A 20,680-nucleotide genomic window follows, 5' to 3' on the forward strand; every position below is an offset into this window, starting at 1 on the left:
AATAAAGGTTTTATTGGTAAGTAGTCGAATTGCGCTTTTAACACTGCCAAGTTGTATGTCTTTGGCTGCAAAAATATTCATTGCGCCTAGTTGCGCAAGCCAGTGAATATAAGGCTGCTTTTTATCCCCATGTAACACCAAGTGCTGGTTGCCCGCTAGGGTTTGCAACACAATATGCGGGGTATTTGGGGTGTCATCAAACATCAATAGGTTTTGGCCGCGAGAGCAGAGCACGTTTTGGGCGTTATTGGCGCTAGTAACAACAGATGGTTGGGTGTCATTAAGGGCAAAGCCTAACAAGTAACTTTGGTCTGGGTCGTTGTTCATACAACCGATGAGCACATTACTGTCTGGCAGCAGTGGAAAGTGTAACCCTGTCGGCTGCTTTTGACCGCGACAGGCATATTGTGTGAGGCGCTTTACTGATTCAGTCACCTGACTATCAAAATGTACTTGCGTGGCATATTGCCCTTGGGTATCTAGATGAGGATTAGTCTTTGACCCCGACAGCGAACGTACCGTGGCGGTAAACACCATCGGTTTTGGGCTATGCTCTGGGGGCGCGATACGTATTGGCTCACCTCGTGGTACACACACCGACTCGCTATGATACGCAACTTGCTTAGGGTCATTGGCACTGCCTTGCTTATACACCTGTTTACTGCGAATACAGGTATAATCGCCACCTTTCGCTGTGCCCAATTTACCATTTAGCGAAAACGAATAACCGGCATTGGCTTCGGCTACGTTCCCTACCAGCGTGACTTCATTTTTACCTTGTTGATAGGCAAGCTCGAGATTGCCGGTGCGCTCAAATTGCTCAGCAGGATTGTGTGCAGCAGGCTCAAAATAGCTGCGCTGCGCCGAGCTGACCGAGGTTGGTGGATGGGCATTCACATGCACTTGTGAGCCACCCATTCTAAAACGATGGCGGCTTTGGCACTGCGTAAACCCAACAAAGCCGGTTTCATGTTCGTGAACTAGGCCATCTTTATCCGTTACCGACAGCAAGCCTCGCTCAATATAGGGGCTTGCAAGATTCCCCTCGGCAATCACTATCGATTCAATAAAATCATGGCATTCAAACCAATAAATTAAGCCGTACTTTGCTAAGAGTCGGGTGAAAAAGGTGTAGTCGTTTTCTAGCGCTTGTACGCACTGCGGTAGCGTGGGTAAATCTTTAGTGACTCGCCATTTTATCCGGTCTTGTGAATAGCCGGCTTTTTGTATCAACTTATTGAGGACAGACTGGACATTGGCTTGTACAAAGATTTGGCTTTTTTCTGTTTGCTTAAGTAACTCAAGGCGAGGCTTTAAAATCACCTCTGCACCACAGGTGTGCTCAGACACAAAACCAGATTGGATATCAAACAAAGTCCCAGTGAAATATGTTGATATTGCATCTGGTGACTCAATTTCAAACGTGAGCATATTGCCGACAAGTAATTCATCAGCCAGGTCAAATTGGGATTCTAGGTTCGCTTTGAGTAAAAAGCCGCTATTGATACAGGTCGTGAGTTCAAAATCGACGACATGTACAGGATGGTTAGTACCATACACCACAATCCTTGTTTGCATTTTTTATGTCCACTGTTGTTGGTTAAAGCCGTTCCACCAATACACAGTACGACTTCCTAGTGTGCTGCGATTGGTTTTTATTTGCGCGCTATTGTTACATAAAAGGCAAGCATTTTTAACTCATTTTTTTATTCAGTGTTCGAATGTTTATTGGGTGTGCTGGAGAGAGGAAAGTAGCGCTGATTGTTAATTCTGATTTTATCTCCTGAAGCAGCTAAGTCGCTTACAAGCACCAAAAGAACTTATCAGCGCATTGTGTCTCCCTCATCACACCCGAAAGTAAATTGCCAATGCGTCATTTCAACGCATGGATGCGTGAAAAGCGGTGACAGGGCCAAGGATGGCCCTTACACCGCGGTGACGTTCATATTGGCAATTTACTTGAGGAGTCAGTGTGATGTTGGGAGTGCCTTTTCTTTTGCTACCTTTTCTTTGGGCAAGCAAAGAAAAGATAGTCGTAGCCCATGGATGGGCGTCGACACCTGTCAGGAGGACATATTAGCCTTACCCTCCATGGCTCGTATCAAAGCGCATCCATGCGCTCCTCGTTCATTCTTTTTAAACGACGAAAAAGAACGAACCAAGAAAACGTCGCCCCAGCATCACACTCAATCCTCAAACCCTAAGCCGATATAGTGCAACCGCCTTGTAAGGCACATCCCTGTGCCAGACAAGACTTAGCCGACATCCTGTCGGCACATTGCATATCGCCTTATGTTTTTCGGGTGTGATGGAGGGGGGAATCGCGCTGTCTGTTAGTTCTGGTTTTATCCAGTAAAGTAGCTAATTAGCTTACAAGCACCACAAAAACGATCGGTGTGAACTCCTAATTAACAGTCTAAATAGTTTTGTGGGAGGTGATTCACTCGCCGAACAGTTATATTTTCTGGTGTGGTATTGGCCGTGTGCACTAGTTTTTCTCTCAAAAGCAGCTAATTTTCCTGCAAGCACCAAACAAAACTATCAGCGCATTGTGTCTCCCTCATCACACCCGAAAATAAATTGCCAATGCGTCATTTCAACGCATGGATGCGTGAAAAGCGGTGACAGGGCCAAGGGTTGCCCTTACACCGCGGTGACGTTCATATTGGCAATTTACTTGAGGAGTCAGTGTGATGTTGGGAGTGCCTTTTCTTTTGCGCAACGATTCTTTGGGCATCAAAGAAAGGTAGTCGTAGCCCATGGATGGGCGTCGACACCTCCTGTCAGGAAGAAGAGCTGACTTTACACTGTGTCGAGTTAATGTTGAACTTTACCGACAGTGGAGCAATCGTATATTGCTCCACACTAAAATCATTCAGCAGGCCTAGTCATCTAGCTTTACGGTTCCTGCTATCCTATCTATTTTCACCGAGCCTGAGCCTGATTCGGTAATGGTCAAAGAGCCGGCATTTACCACACGAATATTTCCAGCACCGTCTTCTATTTGAACGTGGCCCTTAACTGCTTCGATATCCGTATTGCCCGAACCATCAACGATAATGACATCGCCTTGGACGTGACGAACTCGAATATTACCGGATTCATCATCGATTTTAATATTGCGTCCGCCTTCAACAATCAGTGAGCCAGAGCCATCGATGATATCAGCGTTGCCGCTAAAACCGCGAAGGGTTAGATCGCCAGACTCATCTTCTATTTTGATATTCGTGCCGCCAGTCACATCAATATTACCCGAGCCATCCTCCAACTCTAGTGTATCGACTAATCCCTTTATAGTTATGTCGCCAGAACCATCGTCGATAACAAGTTGCTGGACGTTAGTGATATGGATATTGCCACTGCCGTCATCAATTTCAGCACCTTGAATATCTTCTAAGGTGATATTGCCAGAGCCATCATCTAGTTTGATAAAACCTTTGATATTTTTGATGGCTATATCCCCCGAACTGTCATCAAGTGTTAGCGCAAGTTGGCTTGGCATGGTGATGGTTAAGTCAATTCTAGGGCTATTATTGCGATACCATTGTACACCAGAACTTGTATCTGAGTCGGCCACCAACATGGCGGTGTCACCGGATTTTTCCAGTGTAAGTTGGTAGTTCTCTGCTTCTGTGGTTAACACTGAAGCTTCCACTTGGATCTCTTGTTGGTTATCGTATCCAATGATCTGGATATTACCCGAGGTGGTATTTGCATCAAGTTTGCTGATGTCTGAAGCGTTGAGTTGCAAAGATTTATGGAGTGTTTTGGTTGCGGCTGCGCTTGGAGAGATATGTACGACACAGCCAGATAAAAGGCTAAGTGCAGCTAAACTAGTGAGGAGCTTTTTCATCGTTGTTATTTTCCATAGTGGTGATGACATAAGGTTATCATTCAGCAATAGTTATACCAGAATGAAGTTATAAAAAAATCAATAGATTAAGCAGGTAGCGAACCTTAGGGTGGTCAAAATAGCGAAATCAAATAGTGAGCTGAACCAAAAGATTGCAGATATGACTGTCATATGGCTGTAAATCCGACAATGTAGTCTGGCGCTATTGTTTGTTGATTTTTCTGGCAGTGCAATGAAAGACATAACCAAGACAACCGAACTACACGCTGTCAATCCGAAATCATTCGTTGACAGTCACTGTAAACCAGACGCTGCTGTTTTTTTGGGAGTGGGAAGTGCCGCCAGCGCTGCAACTCTCGGGTGCTCTGCCTGTGTATTGACCCATAAAGGCCTACCTTGGTTATTGATAGATTGTGGCTTTGATACGGTGTCGCGTTATAAAAAGCATTTTTCGTCATTACCCGATGCTGTGTTTATCACCCACCTTCATTATGACCATGTTAGTGGATTGGAGCAGCTTTACTTTCAGGCTGCATTGAGTCAGCACCAAATTACGTTATATGCTCCAGCAGAGCTAATCGTTGGGTTGTGTAATATGCTTGCTTACACCGGACTGAGCGAAGGGACTTGCGGCGTATGGCAGGTTTTTCGTTTATTTCCAATCTCAGAGAGCTTTCTTCATCGTGGGCAACGTATACATAGTTATGCCGTTCGTCATCATGAGCCCAATAGCGCTTTTTCGCTACATCTCCCAGGTAGCCTGTTTTACAGTGGTGATACCAAAGCTATTCCTGAGCTGCTCCATCATCACGTCAGTAACAACGAGGTTATTTTTCATGATTGCGGTCTTGCAAACAATCCCAGTCACTGCTCCCTTAATGAGTTGTTGATGAGCTATCGTGAAGACATCATTAAAAATATTTGGGTCTATCATTACCAGCATCAAGAAGATGTTGTGAAGTTCGAACGCGCAGGACTCAAAGCGGTGCTTGCTGAGCAGCCGATTGCGCTTTAATTTTGCGACTGAGAGGTTAAATAGGCTTTTAATTCTCGAACAAACTCGCTGCCGATCTCATGGTGTATCGCTTTTATTTTTTCGGCGCACTCAGTGGTGTTGTTATCAAGTGCTGAATATTCTAACGCCTGTAGATGTTCAGCTAGTACCTCTGCACCCACTGCTTTGGCGGAGGTTTTGAGGTAATGGGCTTCGTCTTTTAACGCTTGAAAAGCACGAGTTTGGTATGCAGTTTTAATTTTTGCGCAGCTAGATTTTGATTGCACTAGAAAATCGGTGTAAAACTTTTTCGCCGTAGCAAAATCATCACCGATTAAATCGATAAGCACCTGAGGGTTGAGGGTTTTGCTCATTGTGTAAAGTCCATATCTAACCATTTACCTAAGGTGTTTTTAAGCTCTTGTAATCGCACCGGTTTGCTAACATAGTCATTCATGCCACTATCTAAACAAAGCTCTTTATCCCCTTTCATAGCGGCGCCTGTGACGGCAACAATTGGAATCGCACTGCGCTCTTCACTGGACTCAAATGCGCGAATTAACTTAGTTAATTCATAGCCATCTATCTCTGGCATATGGCAATCCGTCAACAAAAGCTGATATTGCTGGCTTTTATACATCGCCAAGGCTTCTTTACCGTTATTGGCGATATCACAGGAAACGCCAAGTCTAGAAAGCTGTTTGACGATGAGTTTTTGGTTAAAGGGGTTATCCTCGGCAAGGAGTATATGCTGCTTACCACTAGTATCCGATTCATCATCGGTAGGGCTAGATACTTTATCGTCTAGTGAAAGTAGCGCATCTAGTTCACTGAGATCGTTTAATTCACCTAAATCAGTCTCGTCACTTTGCTGACTTGCTTTAAGTTTACTCAGTAATTGACCGATGGCGTATTGAGTCTGCGGTGCAATTGGTTTTGGTTTTTGTGTGGTTAACGCTGTACTGTTCAAGTTAGCAAATGCCTTTTCATCAAGAAATACTAACTCTGGAATAGGTGATCGTATTTGCTCTGCAGAGGCTCCGGCTTGCGTTGTGACAACACGAATAAGTGCGGTATCGTCTGTCTCTTTGATTTCATTGGGTGACTCGATGACTTTGAGCTCATTGCAAAAATGCGTGCAGGCATTGTACAACTGAGTCAGCGCCAACGAACTTTGCCAAGGGATATCACTTAACCAATAGAGCGTATTAAATAGAATATTGGGTTGCTGTTGTGTTCTTGGGCGCCAAATAGGAATGGTAATGGTAAAAGTTGAGCCTTCACCGGATTTGCTTTTTAAGACGACCTTGCCGCCCATTAAGTCAATAAGTTTGCCACATATTGCAAGCCCTAACCCCGTACCACCGTATTTTCTCGTGATAGAGCGTTCGGCTTGTGTAAAGGGGGTAAACAGTTTCTTTTGTACTTCTGGTGCAATGCCAATGCCATTGTCTTCTATCTTAAATATCAAGTGAGATAAGGCTACGCCTTCACATGCCCAGTGCACATTGATGGTGACTTTCGCGCCGCCTTCGCGATCTGCAACGCTAAATTTGATGGCATTGCTGACAACGTTAAAGATAATTTGCCGTACTCTATTTTCATCGCCAATCACTTCTAGCGGTAGTTTTATGTCCTCATGCACCGTTAATTTTACTGATTTGTCGCGCGCGTGGGCTTCGAAGGTTTTGATGATGTTATTGAGCATTTTAGAAGGGGAGAAAGGATAGCTCTCAAGCTCCATTTTCCCTTGCTCAACTTTGGCTAAGTCTAAAATATCATTTAATATTGAGACTAAATTATTGGCTGAAATAGACGCGGTTTCTAAAAGCTCTTGATTGTCTTCATCAAGCTCTGATAGCGCCATGAGATCTAAGGAGCCGATAATGCCATTCATGGGGGTTCTAAGTTCATGGCTCATCATGGACAAAAAGTCTGATTTAGTGCGATTGGCCTGCTCAGCTTTAATAATAGCAGCCTCAAGATCGGCGGTGCGCTCTGCGACGCGTTGCTCTAATTCTTGATTGATGTGCTGGAGTTTTTTCTGGGCAATATATACATCGGTTTGATCGATAACAACACCGTCAATACGTGCTGGCTGACCCTGTTCATCAAGCCCCACAACACCTTTGGCATACACTACAACAATGTCTTTATCGTTGAGCAAGCCGCGATAACGCTGCTCAAAGGTTTCACCTGAGTTTAGCGACGCTTCTAGCGCTTGAGTAACACGTGCTTTATCGTCGGGGTGAAGGCTTGCTTCCCAAAGATGCAAATTGCCAATATCGTCTTCCGAAAGCTTAAAAATTTCATTCGCTTGATGATCCCAATTCCAGATCCATTGATTCGCCACTCGTATTGCTCGCCAAGTGCCTATTTTCCCCGCTTGCATGGCAAGTTCTTTGCTTTCTTCTGCATCATGTAATGCAACTAGCATGTCTTTTTCGTGAGTACAGTCAGCTAAAATCCCATAAACACTGTGTGTGCGAATACAATACTTAACTTGTTCTCCCTTGAACTCAAACCAATGAATTGTTCCCCTTACCTCAAGCCGGAACTCAAAATGCAGCATAAGACCTTGTTCAATATGGTGAGCGAGTAGCTCGGCAAATAGTGGCTGATCTTCGTGGTAAATCATGCTTTTTAAGGTGTCCCAGTCGAGTTCTGCCGAGGCTGGGAGGCCTATCAGTGATTTGAATTTAGGAGAGAAATACGCTGTTTTATTAAGGAGGTCGTAGCACCAAACTCCTAGGTTTGCGCTGTTGACGGCGTGGCGCAAAATTCGAGTTTGTTCGTCTTCCAAAGGATTTTGACAATAATACGTAGAGAGCTCGGCAATATGTACAAATATTTCGTTGCTGCGAACATCATAAAATGACAGTAAAAATTGTACATTTGGCGATGTGCGCAACGACACTTGTACCAAAGAACCATCAGCAATCGTCTTTTGCTGCTCTTCTACGCATAAAGGAAAGATAAATAAGTCTTCAAGATGCTTATTGATGACGTTATCGACAGGTGCGAACAGTTTTTCCGCAACGGCGGTTGTATGACTGACATACCATTCAGATGTAACAATCAAAATTGGCATACTGTCTTTAAGCGCAGTTAGCATCGTATCCCCCATAATATCCTCATAAAACAATATAGCAGTTCATGATTAACTTGCTGGATTTATAGTCAATCTAGTGATGTTTAGGAAGATGGGTAAAGGTTGTAGATCGTAGAAGTTTGAGTCTTAGTACTGTATTCATGAGACCCACAGACATACCGATGCGCACTGTAATAATGAACTGAGCGAATGGCCTAGAAATAATCGGCTATAAACGATGACCGACTTCACGTTGAAACTAAGCGATTTGCTATATCGAGTCTATAAACTGTAATATGTCTTTGTACCCCAAAACGGGTGGTATGGCTAAAAATAATAAAAGGAATCCAAGTTGAAACGTTATTTATCTGTGGTCATCGCAGGCTCACTCAACGCACTTATGTATAGTGGTCAAGCTTATGCACAGCTAGACCAGACTAATGAGGAGAATATCACCGCGATTGTTGAGCAACAGGTAGCGGCCTATAACAAGCGAGATATCGATGCATTCGTCGCAACGTATCACGATGATGTAGAAATTCACTACTTTCCTGGTGGAATAGCGTATTCCGGGAAAGAAAAACTGAAGAAAACCTATACACAGCTTTTTAGTAGGGTCACTTGCCTGAGCGCCAAAATAAGTAACAGAGAGATTCAAGGGCGCTTCGTTGTAGATACTGAGGTTATAGAGTTTTGTCTAATGCGTGATGGTGAGGAATATAAATTAAAGTAGAAAGCCATCGCAACCTATGAAGTCGTCGATGTATTGATTAAGAGAGTCTTATTCTTAAAAGAAAAATAGTCAGCAGTGTAAAGCAATATTTTGCTTTCCTCTAACCATACGAGTACCACATACTCGGTGGTTTACACTGCCTCTACATTGAGTCTTTCCGCGAGTAGCTGGCGCTCAGTATTTAGTCCTCTGTAGTCTCGAAGTCCTGCGAGAAGCGCCCTGATTAATACGGTATCAGGGTTTTCACCTTGTAGTTGAGCCTCCAACAGAGCGATTGTATGGTCTACGATCTCACGCTTTTGTGGTGCAAGCTTTAGCTTTTGGGATTTTTCTTGGAGCTGTAAAAAAGCTTGTTGGACTTTTTGTTCGTGGAGTTGTCGTTTTTTAGCTTCGATCTCTTTTTGGGACGGAAAATCCTGTTCGGTTAACACCGGCAACAGTGTTTGATTTGGTAGCGCTGTACAAATTGAGTCCATGCATGACACCACCCAATTAACCAGCTTTTCAGTGTCGAAATCAATACCTTCGATCACGGGCAGCGAAAGATAATTAGCAATAATACCATCAAGCGTCATCGCGAGATCGGTTTTCCATGGACGAACTTGCTCGCCATAGTTTTCAAGTAAAAAGCCTTCTTGTAGCGTAAGCCACGTCAAGCGAAACTCTTGATAGAACATGATCAAGTTATTTGAAAAGCTCAGTGACTCCTCCTGTAATAAGAGTTGAAACATCGCTTGGTACTGCTTTAAATCTTCGTGCTGGAAGCGGATTTGTTGTTTTAGCTTAGCAATTGGTGTCAATTTATCACTTTCTAATATTGCTCTTATTTTATCTAGCAGATCCGCTGTTTGACGCTCAAAAACGGCTAATAGTAGTTCGTCTTTTGACTTAAAGTGTAGGTAGATAGCACCTTTCGAAATGCCCACTTTATTGGCGATGGTTTGCATGCTAAAGGCACTATCGCCCTCTGCTAAAAGTAACTGCTCCGCGCATGCCAGTATTAATTTCCGCTTATCAGACATAGCTCCTCCTGTTCACATTGCAGTATACAGTCAATTTAAAAATGACCAATAGGTCATTTTTAAATTGACTAAATTTAAAATGTGGTCAATTATTATGTTGTCTATTCAACGGGAACATCATAATTATGAACAATACATCATCTTTAATACAGCTAGTCAGGCGCACGCGGCCAAGCCGCCTATTACTATCCACTCTGGTTTTATTTACGCTTATCTCTAGTGCTTTAGGTTTGTTGGTGCCTTTGCAAACGAAAAAGTTGCTGGAAGAACTCGGAGAAAATGGTCATTTTTCAAATGAACAGGTAGTCATATTAATTATGGTGTTAGTGTTTTCCGCTGTGCTAACAGGGCTGATGACTTACATCATGGGTAAAATTGGCAATGAGCAAAAGCTTAAATTACGCGGAGACCTTTTTCAGCACCTCATTCGTTTGCCTGTTTCCTTCTTTGATAATACTAGAGCTGGGGAGCCCGCGAATCGTATCGTAAAAGACACTGAAATTATTGAAAACCTTGTGAGCGAGCAGTCTGTGTCTTTTATATCTGGTGTGGTTTCATTATTTGGCTCTTTTATTATTCTATGGTTTTTAGACTGGCAAATGACACTTGTAATGCTTGGTGCAGTGACGGCTAGTTTTCTGATTATCTTACCGTTTTCCGTGAGGCTAACGGATCTGTCTAAGTCATTACAAGATACTGAAGCCTCTATGCTAGGAAGGTTAACCGAGCTGTTTGCTAATATCCGCTTACTAAGAGCACAAGGTGCAGAAAAAATAGAAGCTAAAAAGAATAACAATGAATTGAAGTCACTCTATAAAACTGCAATGTCAGAACATACGCTTTTAGCGACCATGGGCGCATTGGTGAATTTAGTGATCATGGCTTCGATAGTGTTAGTACTAGGATTTGGCGCATCAAGGGTTGCCAATAGTGCAATGACTCTGGGCGCTTTTGTTGCGTTTATTATGTTTTTACTGAACATCGTGTTGCCGATGGGGCAGTTAAGCATGGTGGTAGCTGCGTTTAATAAAGCAAAAGGAGCGGCCGTTCGTATTAATGAGATCTTAGCAACGGCACCGGAAAATGAAAGTGGTCATACGATTAACCTGACTGATAAGTCAATTTATGTTCGAAATTTATCTTTTAGTTATACTGATGATAAACCAGTATTTAAAAGCTTGAGCTGTGAATTCTTAAGTGGAAAAACGACCGCTATTGTTGGGCCATCAGGAGTTGGTAAGTCTACACTCTTTGCTTTGTTGCAGGGCTTTTATCCAGTGAGGCGTGGTTACATTGAAATTGCAGGGCTTAATGTTGAAGAGCTAGACCGAGCCAATTTGAGAGCGCAAATCGGTTACGTTGCGCAAGAGAGCCCGCTGCTGTGTGGCACCTTATACGAAAACTTGGTCTACGGTGCTGATGAAACAATAGATGATGGACAATTACAGCATGCCATCGCCACGGCCGATTTAGCAGAGTTTATAGCGACACTACCTGATGGGTTGAATACTCGAATTGGTGAGCGTGGCATTACTCTATCTGGCGGACAAAGGCAACGAGTTGCATTGGCGCGAGCACTATTAAAAGACCCTGCATTGCTGCTGTTGGATGAAGCAACGGCAAGCCTTGATTCACAAAGTGAAGCCGCTATTCAAATTGCCCTTAAAAATGCAAAAAAAGGTCGTACTACAATTATCGCTGCGCATCGGCTCAGTACGGTTATGGATGCTGATAATATTATCGTCATTAACAAAGGTGAGATTGAATCACAGGGAAACCATCAGTATCTGATGCAACATTCTTCACTTTACCAAAGCCTAGTGAACAAACAGTTTAGCCTTCAAGCTGCAAGCTAATAACTTTGGTTGGGGTCCGTCGGTTGGATAGGTGGAAAGTGAATGAACAGTAATGTCATTGGTAAATGGTTGTATTGATACTTTTTGGTGTTTTTTTAAAATTATATAGCACTAAAAGTTTAGATGTGATAGAAAGTAATCATATTTAACTAAGTGCTATTTTTGTTATTGGTTAAAAAGGATTGGTTTTTAGGGAAGACAAATTAATTTTCGTAGGTTTGTTTATGCCCCATAGAGCATCACACACAAGTTCGCATACCTCTATCCCGCTGATTGTAGCGCTAACAAGCGTGTTGTTATTACTGACTTTACTGAGCTTTCCAAGTAAGAGCAAACAGTCGGTAGAAACCAAAGTAGCAATACATAAGAGCGGCGCGATAAAGCATGAAGTCCGCCAGACAGAATAAGAATGAAAAATTCGTATTTACCTAAAAGTATCTAATTCACACCATCACCTTACACTTTGTAACAGTTCAGGTTTACTAACTTTTATTTATTTAAAACAGATAGTTATTATATTGAACTAACACCATCATAAAGTTTCCGTAGGCATTCAGCCTATCATCTTGCCTCTATAATTTGCTTATTATTTCTAACTCGGTATAGTTTGACGTCGGCCAGGATAGTAATAATATTGCTCGGTTTATGAGCATGGGACAAATTGGCCTTACTTCTCAGAGGCAGGTATGCAATTAATTCAGTTAAAGTCAGATGACCCACAAGTAGTCGCGGTGTTTTCTGAAATCGATAAGCTTATGAACAGCTTATATCCAATCGCAAGTGCACAGTCTTTATCAATAGAAGAAATTAACCAACCTAACGTGTATGCCGTTGGCTTACAAAATGAAGAGGGCATTGTAGCGTGCGGTGCGATTGTAAAGCAGTTTGATAAAACCTTGTACGGTGAAATTAAACGCTTGTACGTAAAACCTAGCTATCGAGGTAAAGGGCTTTCTAAACGTATTATGCAAATTTTGCTTCACTATGCGGGTGAAGCGCAGATCCCACTTATTCGGTTGGAAACCGGCTCTAAGCAAGCTAATGCAATAAGTCTTTATGAGAGCTTGGGGTTTGAGCGATGTGAACGCTTTGGTATGTATCGTGACAACCCGTTAAGTGTCTTTATGGCGTTATCACTGAAATCTTAACGTAGTAAAATAGGGATTGTCGGTATCGGCAGAGATACAGGCAATCTCTGCAAGCACCACAGCGACAGTTTGATTTTCTCGCTCTAAAACTAAACACTCTTGTTTGCCGACTATGGCCGTGTTTTTGCACCTGCCACGCACAACGTCACCATCTTTCATCTCAATAGTAACCGCAAGGCGTTTTATACACGCCAGTTCAATATAATCATACTGTTGGCAACTGATCATAGATACGTCCTTATTGAATAAAGCCACCTGCTTGTTCAGGTGGCTTTTCGAACTTGACTTTAGAGAGACTTAATTCCCATATTGTAAAGCGTAAAGCCATAAATATCGGCATACTGTTCAATTGTCTTGCTTATCGGTGTGCCTGCGCCGTGCCCAGCATTGGTTTCGATACGAATAAGCGTCGGATTAGCACCTGTGTGTTTGCTTTGTAGCTCAGCTGCAAACTTGTAAGAGTGTGCAGGTACTACGCGGTCGTCATGGTCACCTGTTGTGATCATGGTTGCTGGATAATCTACGCCAGCCTTTACGTTATGTACAGGTGAATAACCTTTCAGATATTCAAACATCTCTTTGTTGTCTTCCGCCGTACCGTAGTCGTAAGCCCAGCCAGCTCCAGCAGTAAACGTGTGGTAACGCAGCATATCAAGTACCCCTACCGCAGGTACAGCCACTTTGAATAGGTCTGGACGTTGTAACATCGTCGCACCTACTAACAAACCACCGTTCGAACCGCCGTTAATTGCAAGCTTTTCACTTGAAGTATAATTTTCAGATACTAAGTATTCGCCTGCAGCAATAAAATCATCAAAGACGTTTTGCTTCTGCATTTGAGTACCTGCTTTGTGCCATTTTTTACCATACTCACCGCCGCCACGTAAGTTTGCTACCGCGTAAACACCACCCAGCTCTAACCAAGCTGCACGTGTAGGGCTAAAATAAGGCTTAAGACTGACATTAAATCCACCATAACCGTACAACAGAGTCGGGTTGTTACCATCCAATTTCAGCCCTTTTTTATGGGTGATGATCATCGGTACGCGGGTGCCATCTTTTGAGGTGTAAAAAACTTGCTTAGACACGTAAGCATCTGAATCAAAATCTACTTTATCTGAACTATATAACTCGCTACGCCCTGATTCTGCATCGAAAGCAAAGATAGATCTCGGGGTGTTGTAGTTAGTGAATGAGTAATAAAGTACTTTGTCTTCTTCCTCACCGCTAAAGCCACTCACAGTGCCTACACCTGGAAGCGCAATGTCACGGATCAGCTTACCTGTGAAGTCATATTGTTTTACCAATGAAATTGCATCTTTGATGTAAGTCGCAAATAGATAACCTGAACCTGTTGAAACCGATAGTACATTGTCGGTTTCTGGGATCACATCTTGCCAGTTTTCTGGTTGTGGCTGTTTCGCACTGACTTTAACGATACGACGGTTCGGCGCATCTAAGTTAGTGCTTAAGAACAATGTGTCGCCTTCACTGTGGATCACGCTGGTATCAGAGTTGGTATGATCTAAAATCGTTACCCAGTCACTATTTGGTTTGCTTAAGTCACGAATAAATAACTTGTTACCTGATGTTGATACCGCAGCAGAGATCACTAAGTATTTTTTATCGTCGGTTACACCACCATAAACATAACGGTGTTTTTGCGCATCAGTGGCACCAAAAATGACCTTATCTTGATCTTGAGGTGTACCAATCTTGTGATAATACACTTTATGTTGGTCAGTTTTTGCAGAAAGTTCACTGCCCTTAGGCTTGTCATAGCTTGAGTAGTAAAAGCCTTCATTACCAAACCAAGAGATACCACTAAACTTCACATCGACCAGCGTTTCACCGACCTGCTCTTTAGTCTCGGCGTTTAGCACAATCACTTTACGCCAGTCACTCCCACCTTCGGAAATTTGATAAGCCACCAATGAGGCGTCTTTACTAAAACTTAATCCTGCAAGCGATGTTGTGCCATCGTCACTCATGGTATTTGGGTCTAAAAATACTTCAGCCTCACCACCTTCTTTTTGGCGGTACAAAACACTTTGGTTTTGCAATCCATCATTTTTGTAAAAATAAGTATAGTTGCCGTGTTTAAAAGGCTGAGAAACACGCTCGTAATCAAGTAGTTCGGTGAGGCGTTTTTCGATGTCTTTACGATATGGAATCTGCGATAAATATGCTTGAGTAGTCTCGTTTTGTGCTTTTACCCACGCAGCGGTTTCTGCGCTTTTATCGTCTTCTAACCAGCGATATGGATCCGCCACTTGCGTACCAAAGTAGTTGTCTACCACTGTGCCTGTTTTAGTGATTGGATATTTCACAGATTGCGTCAATGCCGCATTATTAGATTGTTCATTTTCGGTATTAACACATCCGACAAGCGCAAGAGCAATGGCTCCAGCTAGTATCTTCTTTATCATTGTGGGGATTCCTATTGGTTCTTATTAGCTACTATCTCGCCGCAGTTTCTTGCGCCTTACTCAGCAATAAGACTTTTCGATACGGCATTTTTTGTTAAGCATTTATCAGTGTGGGACATGATTACGCTACTAGAATTGCTGTGGATTGTAGTGAAGCTCGTGTATTTGTCTACAAATTGTAGACAAATACACGAGTAAGAAGGTTAAATTGAAGTTGATTTGGCGTAATTATTATTGCCTTTGCATAAATATTGTGACTTCAGCCATTACAATACCGAACTTTTCAATATAAGAGCGGTTCATAAGAGTGGTTTGGTCAAACGACCACATCCAATCATCAAAGTGTACTTCGTAGCTGGTGTCGTCAACGGGTAAGTCCATTCTATACTGCCAATTCATCGCATTGCCGTAGGTTTCACCCGATGCTGAGTTGAGAATATCGTCGGCGCGGCCTGAATACTGGTTGCCTGATGCCTTTGTAATAGTCCAAACTCGTGTTTTGACGCCATCACCGAGCAGATAGTTGAAGGACTCATCTAAAACAAGCTCTGACTGGTTATTGATTGAACCTTTGATATCGACGGTAAACTGTTGCACTAAGTTACCATCTCTGTCTTGGACTATCCCCCATGCTTTTATGTCACCAACAAAAAACTCATAAGGGTCAAATTGCGGTTTAAGTGTCGAGTATTTTTTACCGTCAATGCCCGAACTACAAGCAGATAATAAAAATAGAGTGAGTACTGCAAGAGTGATGCGCATTGTTTTCTCCTTAGGCTAGAGGCCTCTTTGAGTGCTATTGCTTTTTATATATGAGCCAAATAGCGAAGATGAAATTAATGGAAAAAAGCCATATGCTACTTCCGCTTTAGACCTAGAAGCTCGGCTCGCATGGTTGGTTCGGATGTTTTTTCACCGAGCCAAATATTGAAAAAACGGATAGTAAATTCCGAATCTTTCACTTCGCCAATAAGCTTTTTATCTTGGTAAAACTGTGTAGCTCCTTCGGGTGTTCTCACGCCAAAAAGCACGGTCCCTTTAGAGACATTGGGGAAAATCTTTTCCATTTCTGCCAGCCATCGCTCACCTTGACTCGAATTATTAAACCCTTGTTTTTCCATCTCTTTCAGTGATCGTTTTGCTATCTCTTTGCCATCAAGCGCGCGTAAATAATGTAGTGCCAATACAAAAGGTTGGTCTTGAGAGTACGCTCCTTTGGGGGCATAAAGGCTGGCATCATAAACATCCCAAAACAAATAGGTCATTCGACTTGTTTTACCGACCTGTTGAGGGTTTTCTATAAATTGATATACAAGATCACTGGCGCTTGCGAAACCCTGAGTGCTGAATAGCAACATCAAAAAGGCAAAGATGGTCCTTTGCATACTAACCTCTTCCTATATAAAAACAGTTAGCTTCTTATACGAACGAGCTGGGGAGTTTGTTCACTTTGCTGCTGTCTGAAAGGTGCTGTCATCCCCCTTTACAATTTGCTAAGCTAGCCAAAATCTACATACAGGAGCTATTATGAGCCTTTCAATTCGCCCAGCAGAAGTAGCTGATGCCGCGACAATACTGCATTTTATTAACGAACTTGCAATTTATGAGAAAGAGCCAGATGCCGTGCTCAATACCGTGGAAGAAATAGAACAGAAATTGTTTGGTAAAGAAGCCAGAGCACACAGCGTTATTTGTGAACTAGATGGTGAAGCAATCGGGTTCGCAGTGTATTTCTTTAATTATTCTACTTGGCTTGGCAAGCACGGACTTTATCTTGAAGACTTATATGTGTCACAAGACAAACGCGGTGTTGGCGCAGGTAAAGGGATCATGAAGTACCTCGCAAGACTTGCACTACAAAATGACTGCGGTCGCTTTGAGTGGGTGGTGCTTGACTGGAATAAACCATCAATCGATTTTTATGAAAGTATTGGTGCTAAAGCACAAAACGAATGGATTATTTATCGCCTATCAGGGCAAGAGCTCATCGATTTTGCTGAGCAAGTATAGTGAAGTTTATTGGCCTGTTGGCTATACATTATTTGAAGAGAAACCCCGATCTTTAACAATTGAGCCGAGTAAACATACGTAGAATTTGTACCCAATATTTTTGGTGAACATTGTAAGTGTGATTTTTGTTAATAAAAACAATACTATATATTTAGAGTGTTCCCCGCAGACGCGGGGCTAAACCGGATTGGTGAACACGCTCAACGAGCTGTTTGCCGTGTTCCCCGCAGACGCGGGGCTAAACCGAGTTAGCATCATAAGCAATCGAGCCGACGGGCGTGTTCCCCGCAGACGCGGGGCTAAACCGAGGTCTATCACAAAAAAATCCTTCTGATGAGTGTGTTCCCCGCAGACGCGGGGCTAAACCGTGACCACAACCACCGGAAAGGCAAACATAGGACGTGTTCCCCGCAGACGCGGGGCTAAACCGCACTTCGTTACCTTCTGCATCTTGTGTGGTTTCGTGTTCCCCGCAGACGCGGGGCTAAACCGTAACATGTCTAACTTTACTGTTGTGAATTTGAGTGTTCCCCGCAGACGCGGGGCTAAACCGTATAGGGTTCACATGTGAACCCTGTCAACATGAGTGTTCCCCGCAGACGCGGGGCTAAACCGGATAGAGGCTGAGCTGCTGGAAGTTGGCATTGGTGTTCCCCGCAGACGCGGGGCTAAACCGTGTGGGCAGCGATGTAGCACTGGACTTGAGCCGTGTTCCCCGCAGACGCGGGGCTAAACCGCCTGGGAAAAACACACATTTTGCAATCATTAAGTGTTCCCCGCAGACGCGGGGCTAAACCGTCTTAGGGCATTTTGAGCAAATGCTTGTACGTGTGTTCCCCGCAGACGCGGGGCTAAACCGGGATCTGGAATCTATGCAAACAACGTAGAATAGTGTTCCCCGCAGACGCGGGGCTAAACCGACTCAGGATGCTGGTGGAATGGCCGCTTTTTTGTGTTCCCCGCAGACGCGGGGCTAAACCGATACGCAGAAATTTATACTGCAGAAGAAGAACGTGTTCCCCGCAGACGCGGGGCTAAACCGCAGAACGTTCAAACCGTTGGTTTGTCATCTGAGTGTTCCCCGCAGACGCGGGGCTAAACCGGTTGATGAGTCACAGTCAATGAATCTACCCACGTGTTCCCCGCAGACGCGGGGCTAAACCGCGAGCTCTTCATGCTCTTTATAGCAAAGCTTTGTGTTCCCCGCAGACGCGGGGCTAAACCGTTGAATCTATGCCGCTTTGTTTATTTGTTAGTGTGTTCCCCGCAGACGCGGGGCTAAACCGAATTTTAGCGTACGAGACTTAGCGGAGTTTTTGTGTTCCCCGCAGACGCGGGGCTAAACCGCGAAACAATCACACGAGCCAATTTCTCATAAAGTGTTCCCCGCAGACGCGGGGCTAAACCGAGTGTGACCCAACGCCGCCATGCGACCCGTCAGTGTTCCCCGCAGACGCGGGGCTAAACCGATACTTTTTTACTTAAATCTTTCAAATAAGGTGTGTTCCCCGCAGACGCGGGGCTAAACCGTTAATATACCCACCCCGGCTAAGATAGCGGCAGTGTTCCCCGCAGACGCGGGGCTAAACCGGTCACCCCAACGGCCAACGCCGAACGATTCCAGTGTTCCCCGCAGACGCGGGGCTAAACCGCATAAAACACACACTCAATGTTAAAAAAGGAAGTGTTCCCCGCAGACGCGGGGCTAAACCGTACCAAATAGGACAGTGGTGACCATTAACGAGGTGTTCCCCGCAGACGCGGGGCTAAACCGGATAATCTCCTTTCTTTAAACTTAAGGAGTAAGTGTTCCCCGCAGACGCGGGGCTAAACCGCCAACGAAACTAATAAACTTGCCTGTGACTGAGTGTTCCCCGTATGGACGGGGCTAAACCGGTCTAGGCGTTTTTGATACACACCAATTGAACGTGTTCCCCGTACGGACGGGGCTAAACCGGCCTTTAAACTGCTAACGGGGTTTTTTAGCGCGTGTTCCCCGTACGCACGGGGCTAAACCGTATCAATGATCGATTTCGCACTAAATATATTCGTGTTCCCCGTACGCACGGGGCTAAACCGAGCGAAACGCCTGATTTATTACTTAGCGATTTGTGTTCCCCGTACGCACGGGGCTAAACCTGAGTTATTCAGGTCTGAATCATGTGCTGTATTCGTCCGTGAAGCAGCATCCCTCACGCATCCATGCGCTCACCTTAGCAGGCTGCGAAACGGTGATGACTCCAGACTTCCTGCCTTTCGCCCTTCGGGTCAGCTGAGCTGTTCAAAAATATTCCAGATATTTTTGTCGGTCCTATTTCGCCCTCGTACACACGGGGCTAACCAATAGGACATTTTAGTAGGAAAGAGGCGGTGGACAGCTTGGCTGGAAGTGGTGGCAGGGTGAGACTCGAACTCACATCATATATAAACTGCATATAACCGTTACCCATTGGAAACACTGCCGCCATAGTTGATTATTAATCTACCATCAAAAAAATGCTAGCGTGATCTCTCTGTCAGTTTGTCTCAGGTCAATGACTTACTTTGTTTGTTCTGATACATTTATTTTACGAAAATTTTACCAGAGTGTTTTATGCAGGCTAAGGAAGAGCTGTATTTTAGAGATATTGAAGCGGTATTGTTTTGGCAGGGAGAAATCCAGACTGGTACTTTCCAGAGCAAATTTAAGCTTTTAAGGCCCAGCGCACGGCGTTATGTCACCGACTTTATTGAGCGTTATCAGATTGCCGCAAGTTATAATGAGTCTGAGAAAGCTTATGTGTTGGCAAGCCCCTTTACACCTAATTACATCTCTCAGGATTTTACTGAGTATACTAGTCTCATCGGGGAACAGTACGTCCACGACTTGAGTTCCTCCACCATCACCGCGCTGGTATTACCACACAGAAAGCTCAATCCAACCATTTTGCGGCCCATACTGAATGCTTGTCGGCGACAAAGCGTGCTGGATATTCGCTATCAGTCAATAAAAGAAGGTGGCGAAACCGAGCGCGTGATCCGCCCTCATACCTTGATCAACTCTGGGCTGCGTTACCACCTGAGAGCCTACTGTGAACATGCAGGAGGCTTCAGGGATTTCTCATTATCGCGCATCGTCTCTGCCTCACCAGAATTTATCAGCAAAGCACAAAAGTACAAAAAAGACGACGAAGCCTGGCAGCAGGAAGTCACTTTGACCATTATCCCCGACCCAAGACTCAGCGAGTACGCCCAGCAAGTTATCGCCCACGACTTTGATATGCACAACCACCAAAAGCAGATAAAAACCAACGCTACATTGATCAATTACCTGATCAGCATTTTGAGGCTGGATGTTCAGCATCCACACCCGGAAGCGCAGCAAATTGTGATGAAACCGGCTTGCTATCGGGAGCTGAGGGTCAGAGGTTTGTTATGGAATGGTTGAAGGTGCTGGCCGAGCAATTCGACCAGCGGCCCCGTATAACGGGGAACTACTGAAGTGTCTTAACTTCTACGGTTCATCCCTAAAATCAAGGGAAGACATTATTATACATGAGTTTGA

At 44.0% G+C, this 20,680-nt stretch carries 15 protein-coding genes and 1 CRISPR repeat array; of the genes, 6 read left to right on the forward strand and 9 right to left on the reverse strand.

Going from position 1 to position 20,680, the window contains the following annotated elements; translation table 11 throughout:
• Together EXT48_RS21030 and EXT48_RS21035 are read right to left on the reverse strand one after the other, a co-directional pair.
• A partial coding sequence (locus EXT48_RS21030) for a contractile injection system protein, VgrG/Pvc8 family (protein ID WP_276320169.1) occupies positions 1 to 1,578 on the reverse strand: 1,578 nt, incomplete at its 3' end.
• A 1,306-nt stretch (positions 1,579 to 2,884) separates the two neighbouring features.
• Positions 2,885 to 3,883 carry a DUF4097 domain-containing protein gene (locus tag EXT48_RS21035; RefSeq protein WP_239359803.1) on the reverse strand — a complete coding sequence of 333 codons (999 nt, stop codon included), beginning with the start codon at positions 3,881 to 3,883 and terminating at the stop codon, positions 2,885 to 2,887.
• 202 nt (positions 3,884 to 4,085) lie between these two features.
• Between EXT48_RS21035 and EXT48_RS21040 the strand changes: the two genes are divergently transcribed.
• The gene (locus EXT48_RS21040) at positions 4,086 to 4,868 is read left to right on the forward strand and encodes an MBL fold metallo-hydrolase (protein WP_130165668.1); all 783 of its coding nucleotides are present in this window, start codon (positions 4,086 to 4,088) and stop codon (positions 4,866 to 4,868) included.
• On the opposite strand, the gene EXT48_RS21045 is transcribed toward EXT48_RS21040, so the two are convergent.
• Both EXT48_RS21045 and EXT48_RS21050 read right to left on the reverse strand, forming a co-directional pair.
• Positions 4,865 to 5,221 (reverse strand): Hpt domain-containing protein, encoded by a 357-nt coding sequence (locus EXT48_RS21045; protein WP_010603970.1) that lies wholly within the window; start codon positions 5,219 to 5,221, stop codon positions 4,865 to 4,867. The two genes, EXT48_RS21040 and EXT48_RS21045, sit on opposite strands and share 4 nt — an antisense overlap.
• The gene (locus tag EXT48_RS21050) at positions 5,218 to 7,962 is read right to left on the reverse strand and encodes an ATP-binding protein (protein WP_130165669.1); all 2,745 of its coding nucleotides are present in this window, start codon (positions 7,960 to 7,962) and stop codon (positions 5,218 to 5,220) included. Before EXT48_RS21050 ends, EXT48_RS21045 begins: the two co-directional genes overlap by 4 nt.
• Before the next feature lie 328 nt (positions 7,963 to 8,290).
• Here EXT48_RS21050 and EXT48_RS21055 point away from each other — a divergent pair, with 328 nt between their 5' ends.
• Positions 8,291 to 8,671 carry a nuclear transport factor 2 family protein gene (locus tag EXT48_RS21055; protein WP_130165670.1) on the forward strand — a complete coding sequence of 127 codons (381 nt, stop codon included), beginning with the start codon at positions 8,291 to 8,293 and terminating at the stop codon, positions 8,669 to 8,671.
• A gap of 131 nt (positions 8,672 to 8,802) precedes the next feature.
• On the opposite strand, the gene EXT48_RS21060 is transcribed toward EXT48_RS21055, so the two are convergent.
• A complete protein-coding gene (locus EXT48_RS21060; protein ID WP_069018700.1) occupies positions 8,803 to 9,693 on the reverse strand; it encodes a TetR/AcrR family transcriptional regulator in 891 nt (296 codons plus the stop codon).
• Positions 9,694 to 9,818: 125 nt separating this feature from the next.
• Here EXT48_RS21060 and EXT48_RS21065 point away from each other — a divergent pair, with 125 nt between their 5' ends.
• Positions 9,819 to 11,549 (forward strand): ABC transporter ATP-binding protein, encoded by a 1,731-nt coding sequence (locus EXT48_RS21065; protein WP_130127540.1) that lies wholly within the window; start codon positions 9,819 to 9,821, stop codon positions 11,547 to 11,549.
• A gap of 686 nt (positions 11,550 to 12,235) precedes the next feature.
• Positions 12,236 to 12,697, forward strand: coding sequence for a GNAT family N-acetyltransferase (locus EXT48_RS21070; RefSeq protein ID WP_088532757.1), 462 nt, complete (start codon positions 12,236 to 12,238; stop codon positions 12,695 to 12,697).
• Here EXT48_RS21070 and EXT48_RS21075 read toward each other — a convergent pair.
• The 4 genes from EXT48_RS21075 to EXT48_RS21090 form a co-directional block, all read right to left on the reverse strand.
• Entirely contained in the window at positions 12,683 to 12,925 is a 243-nt protein-coding gene (locus EXT48_RS21075) for a Rho-binding antiterminator (protein WP_130165671.1), read from the reverse strand. The genes EXT48_RS21070 and EXT48_RS21075 overlap by 15 nt on opposite strands.
• A gap of 59 nt (positions 12,926 to 12,984) precedes the next feature.
• On the reverse strand, positions 12,985 to 15,126 hold the full coding sequence (locus tag EXT48_RS21080; RefSeq protein ID WP_130165672.1) for a prolyl oligopeptidase family protein: 2,142 nt from the start codon (positions 15,124 to 15,126) through the stop codon (positions 12,985 to 12,987).
• Between the two features lie 231 nt (positions 15,127 to 15,357).
• On the reverse strand, positions 15,358 to 15,888 hold the full coding sequence (locus EXT48_RS21085; RefSeq protein WP_099029777.1) for a DUF3833 domain-containing protein: 531 nt from the start codon (positions 15,886 to 15,888) through the stop codon (positions 15,358 to 15,360).
• 95 nt (positions 15,889 to 15,983) lie between these two features.
• On the reverse strand, positions 15,984 to 16,511 hold the full coding sequence (locus EXT48_RS21090) for a chalcone isomerase family protein (RefSeq protein WP_130165673.1): 528 nt from the start codon (positions 16,509 to 16,511) through the stop codon (positions 15,984 to 15,986).
• A 142-nt stretch (positions 16,512 to 16,653) separates the two neighbouring features.
• On the opposite strand from EXT48_RS21090, the gene EXT48_RS21095 reads away from it, so the two are divergent.
• Both EXT48_RS21095 and EXT48_RS21100 read left to right on the forward strand, forming a co-directional pair.
• Entirely contained in the window at positions 16,654 to 17,136 is a 483-nt protein-coding gene (locus EXT48_RS21095) for a GNAT family N-acetyltransferase (protein ID WP_130165674.1), read from the forward strand.
• 156 nt (positions 17,137 to 17,292) lie between these two features.
• Positions 17,293 to 19,276: a CRISPR direct-repeat array (repeat unit 29 nt; unit sequence GTGTTCCCCGCAGACGCGGGGCTAAACCG).
• A gap of 453 nt (positions 19,277 to 19,729) precedes the next feature.
• On the forward strand, positions 19,730 to 20,563 hold the full coding sequence (locus EXT48_RS21100; protein ID WP_130165675.1) for a YafY family protein: 834 nt from the start codon (positions 19,730 to 19,732) through the stop codon (positions 20,561 to 20,563).
• Positions 20,564 to 20,680 lie beyond the last annotated feature (117 nt).

It is taken from the genome of Pseudoalteromonas sp. CO348 (assembly GCF_004208845.1).
Classification (GTDB): Bacteria; Pseudomonadota; Gammaproteobacteria; order Enterobacterales; family Alteromonadaceae; genus Pseudoalteromonas; species Pseudoalteromonas maricaloris.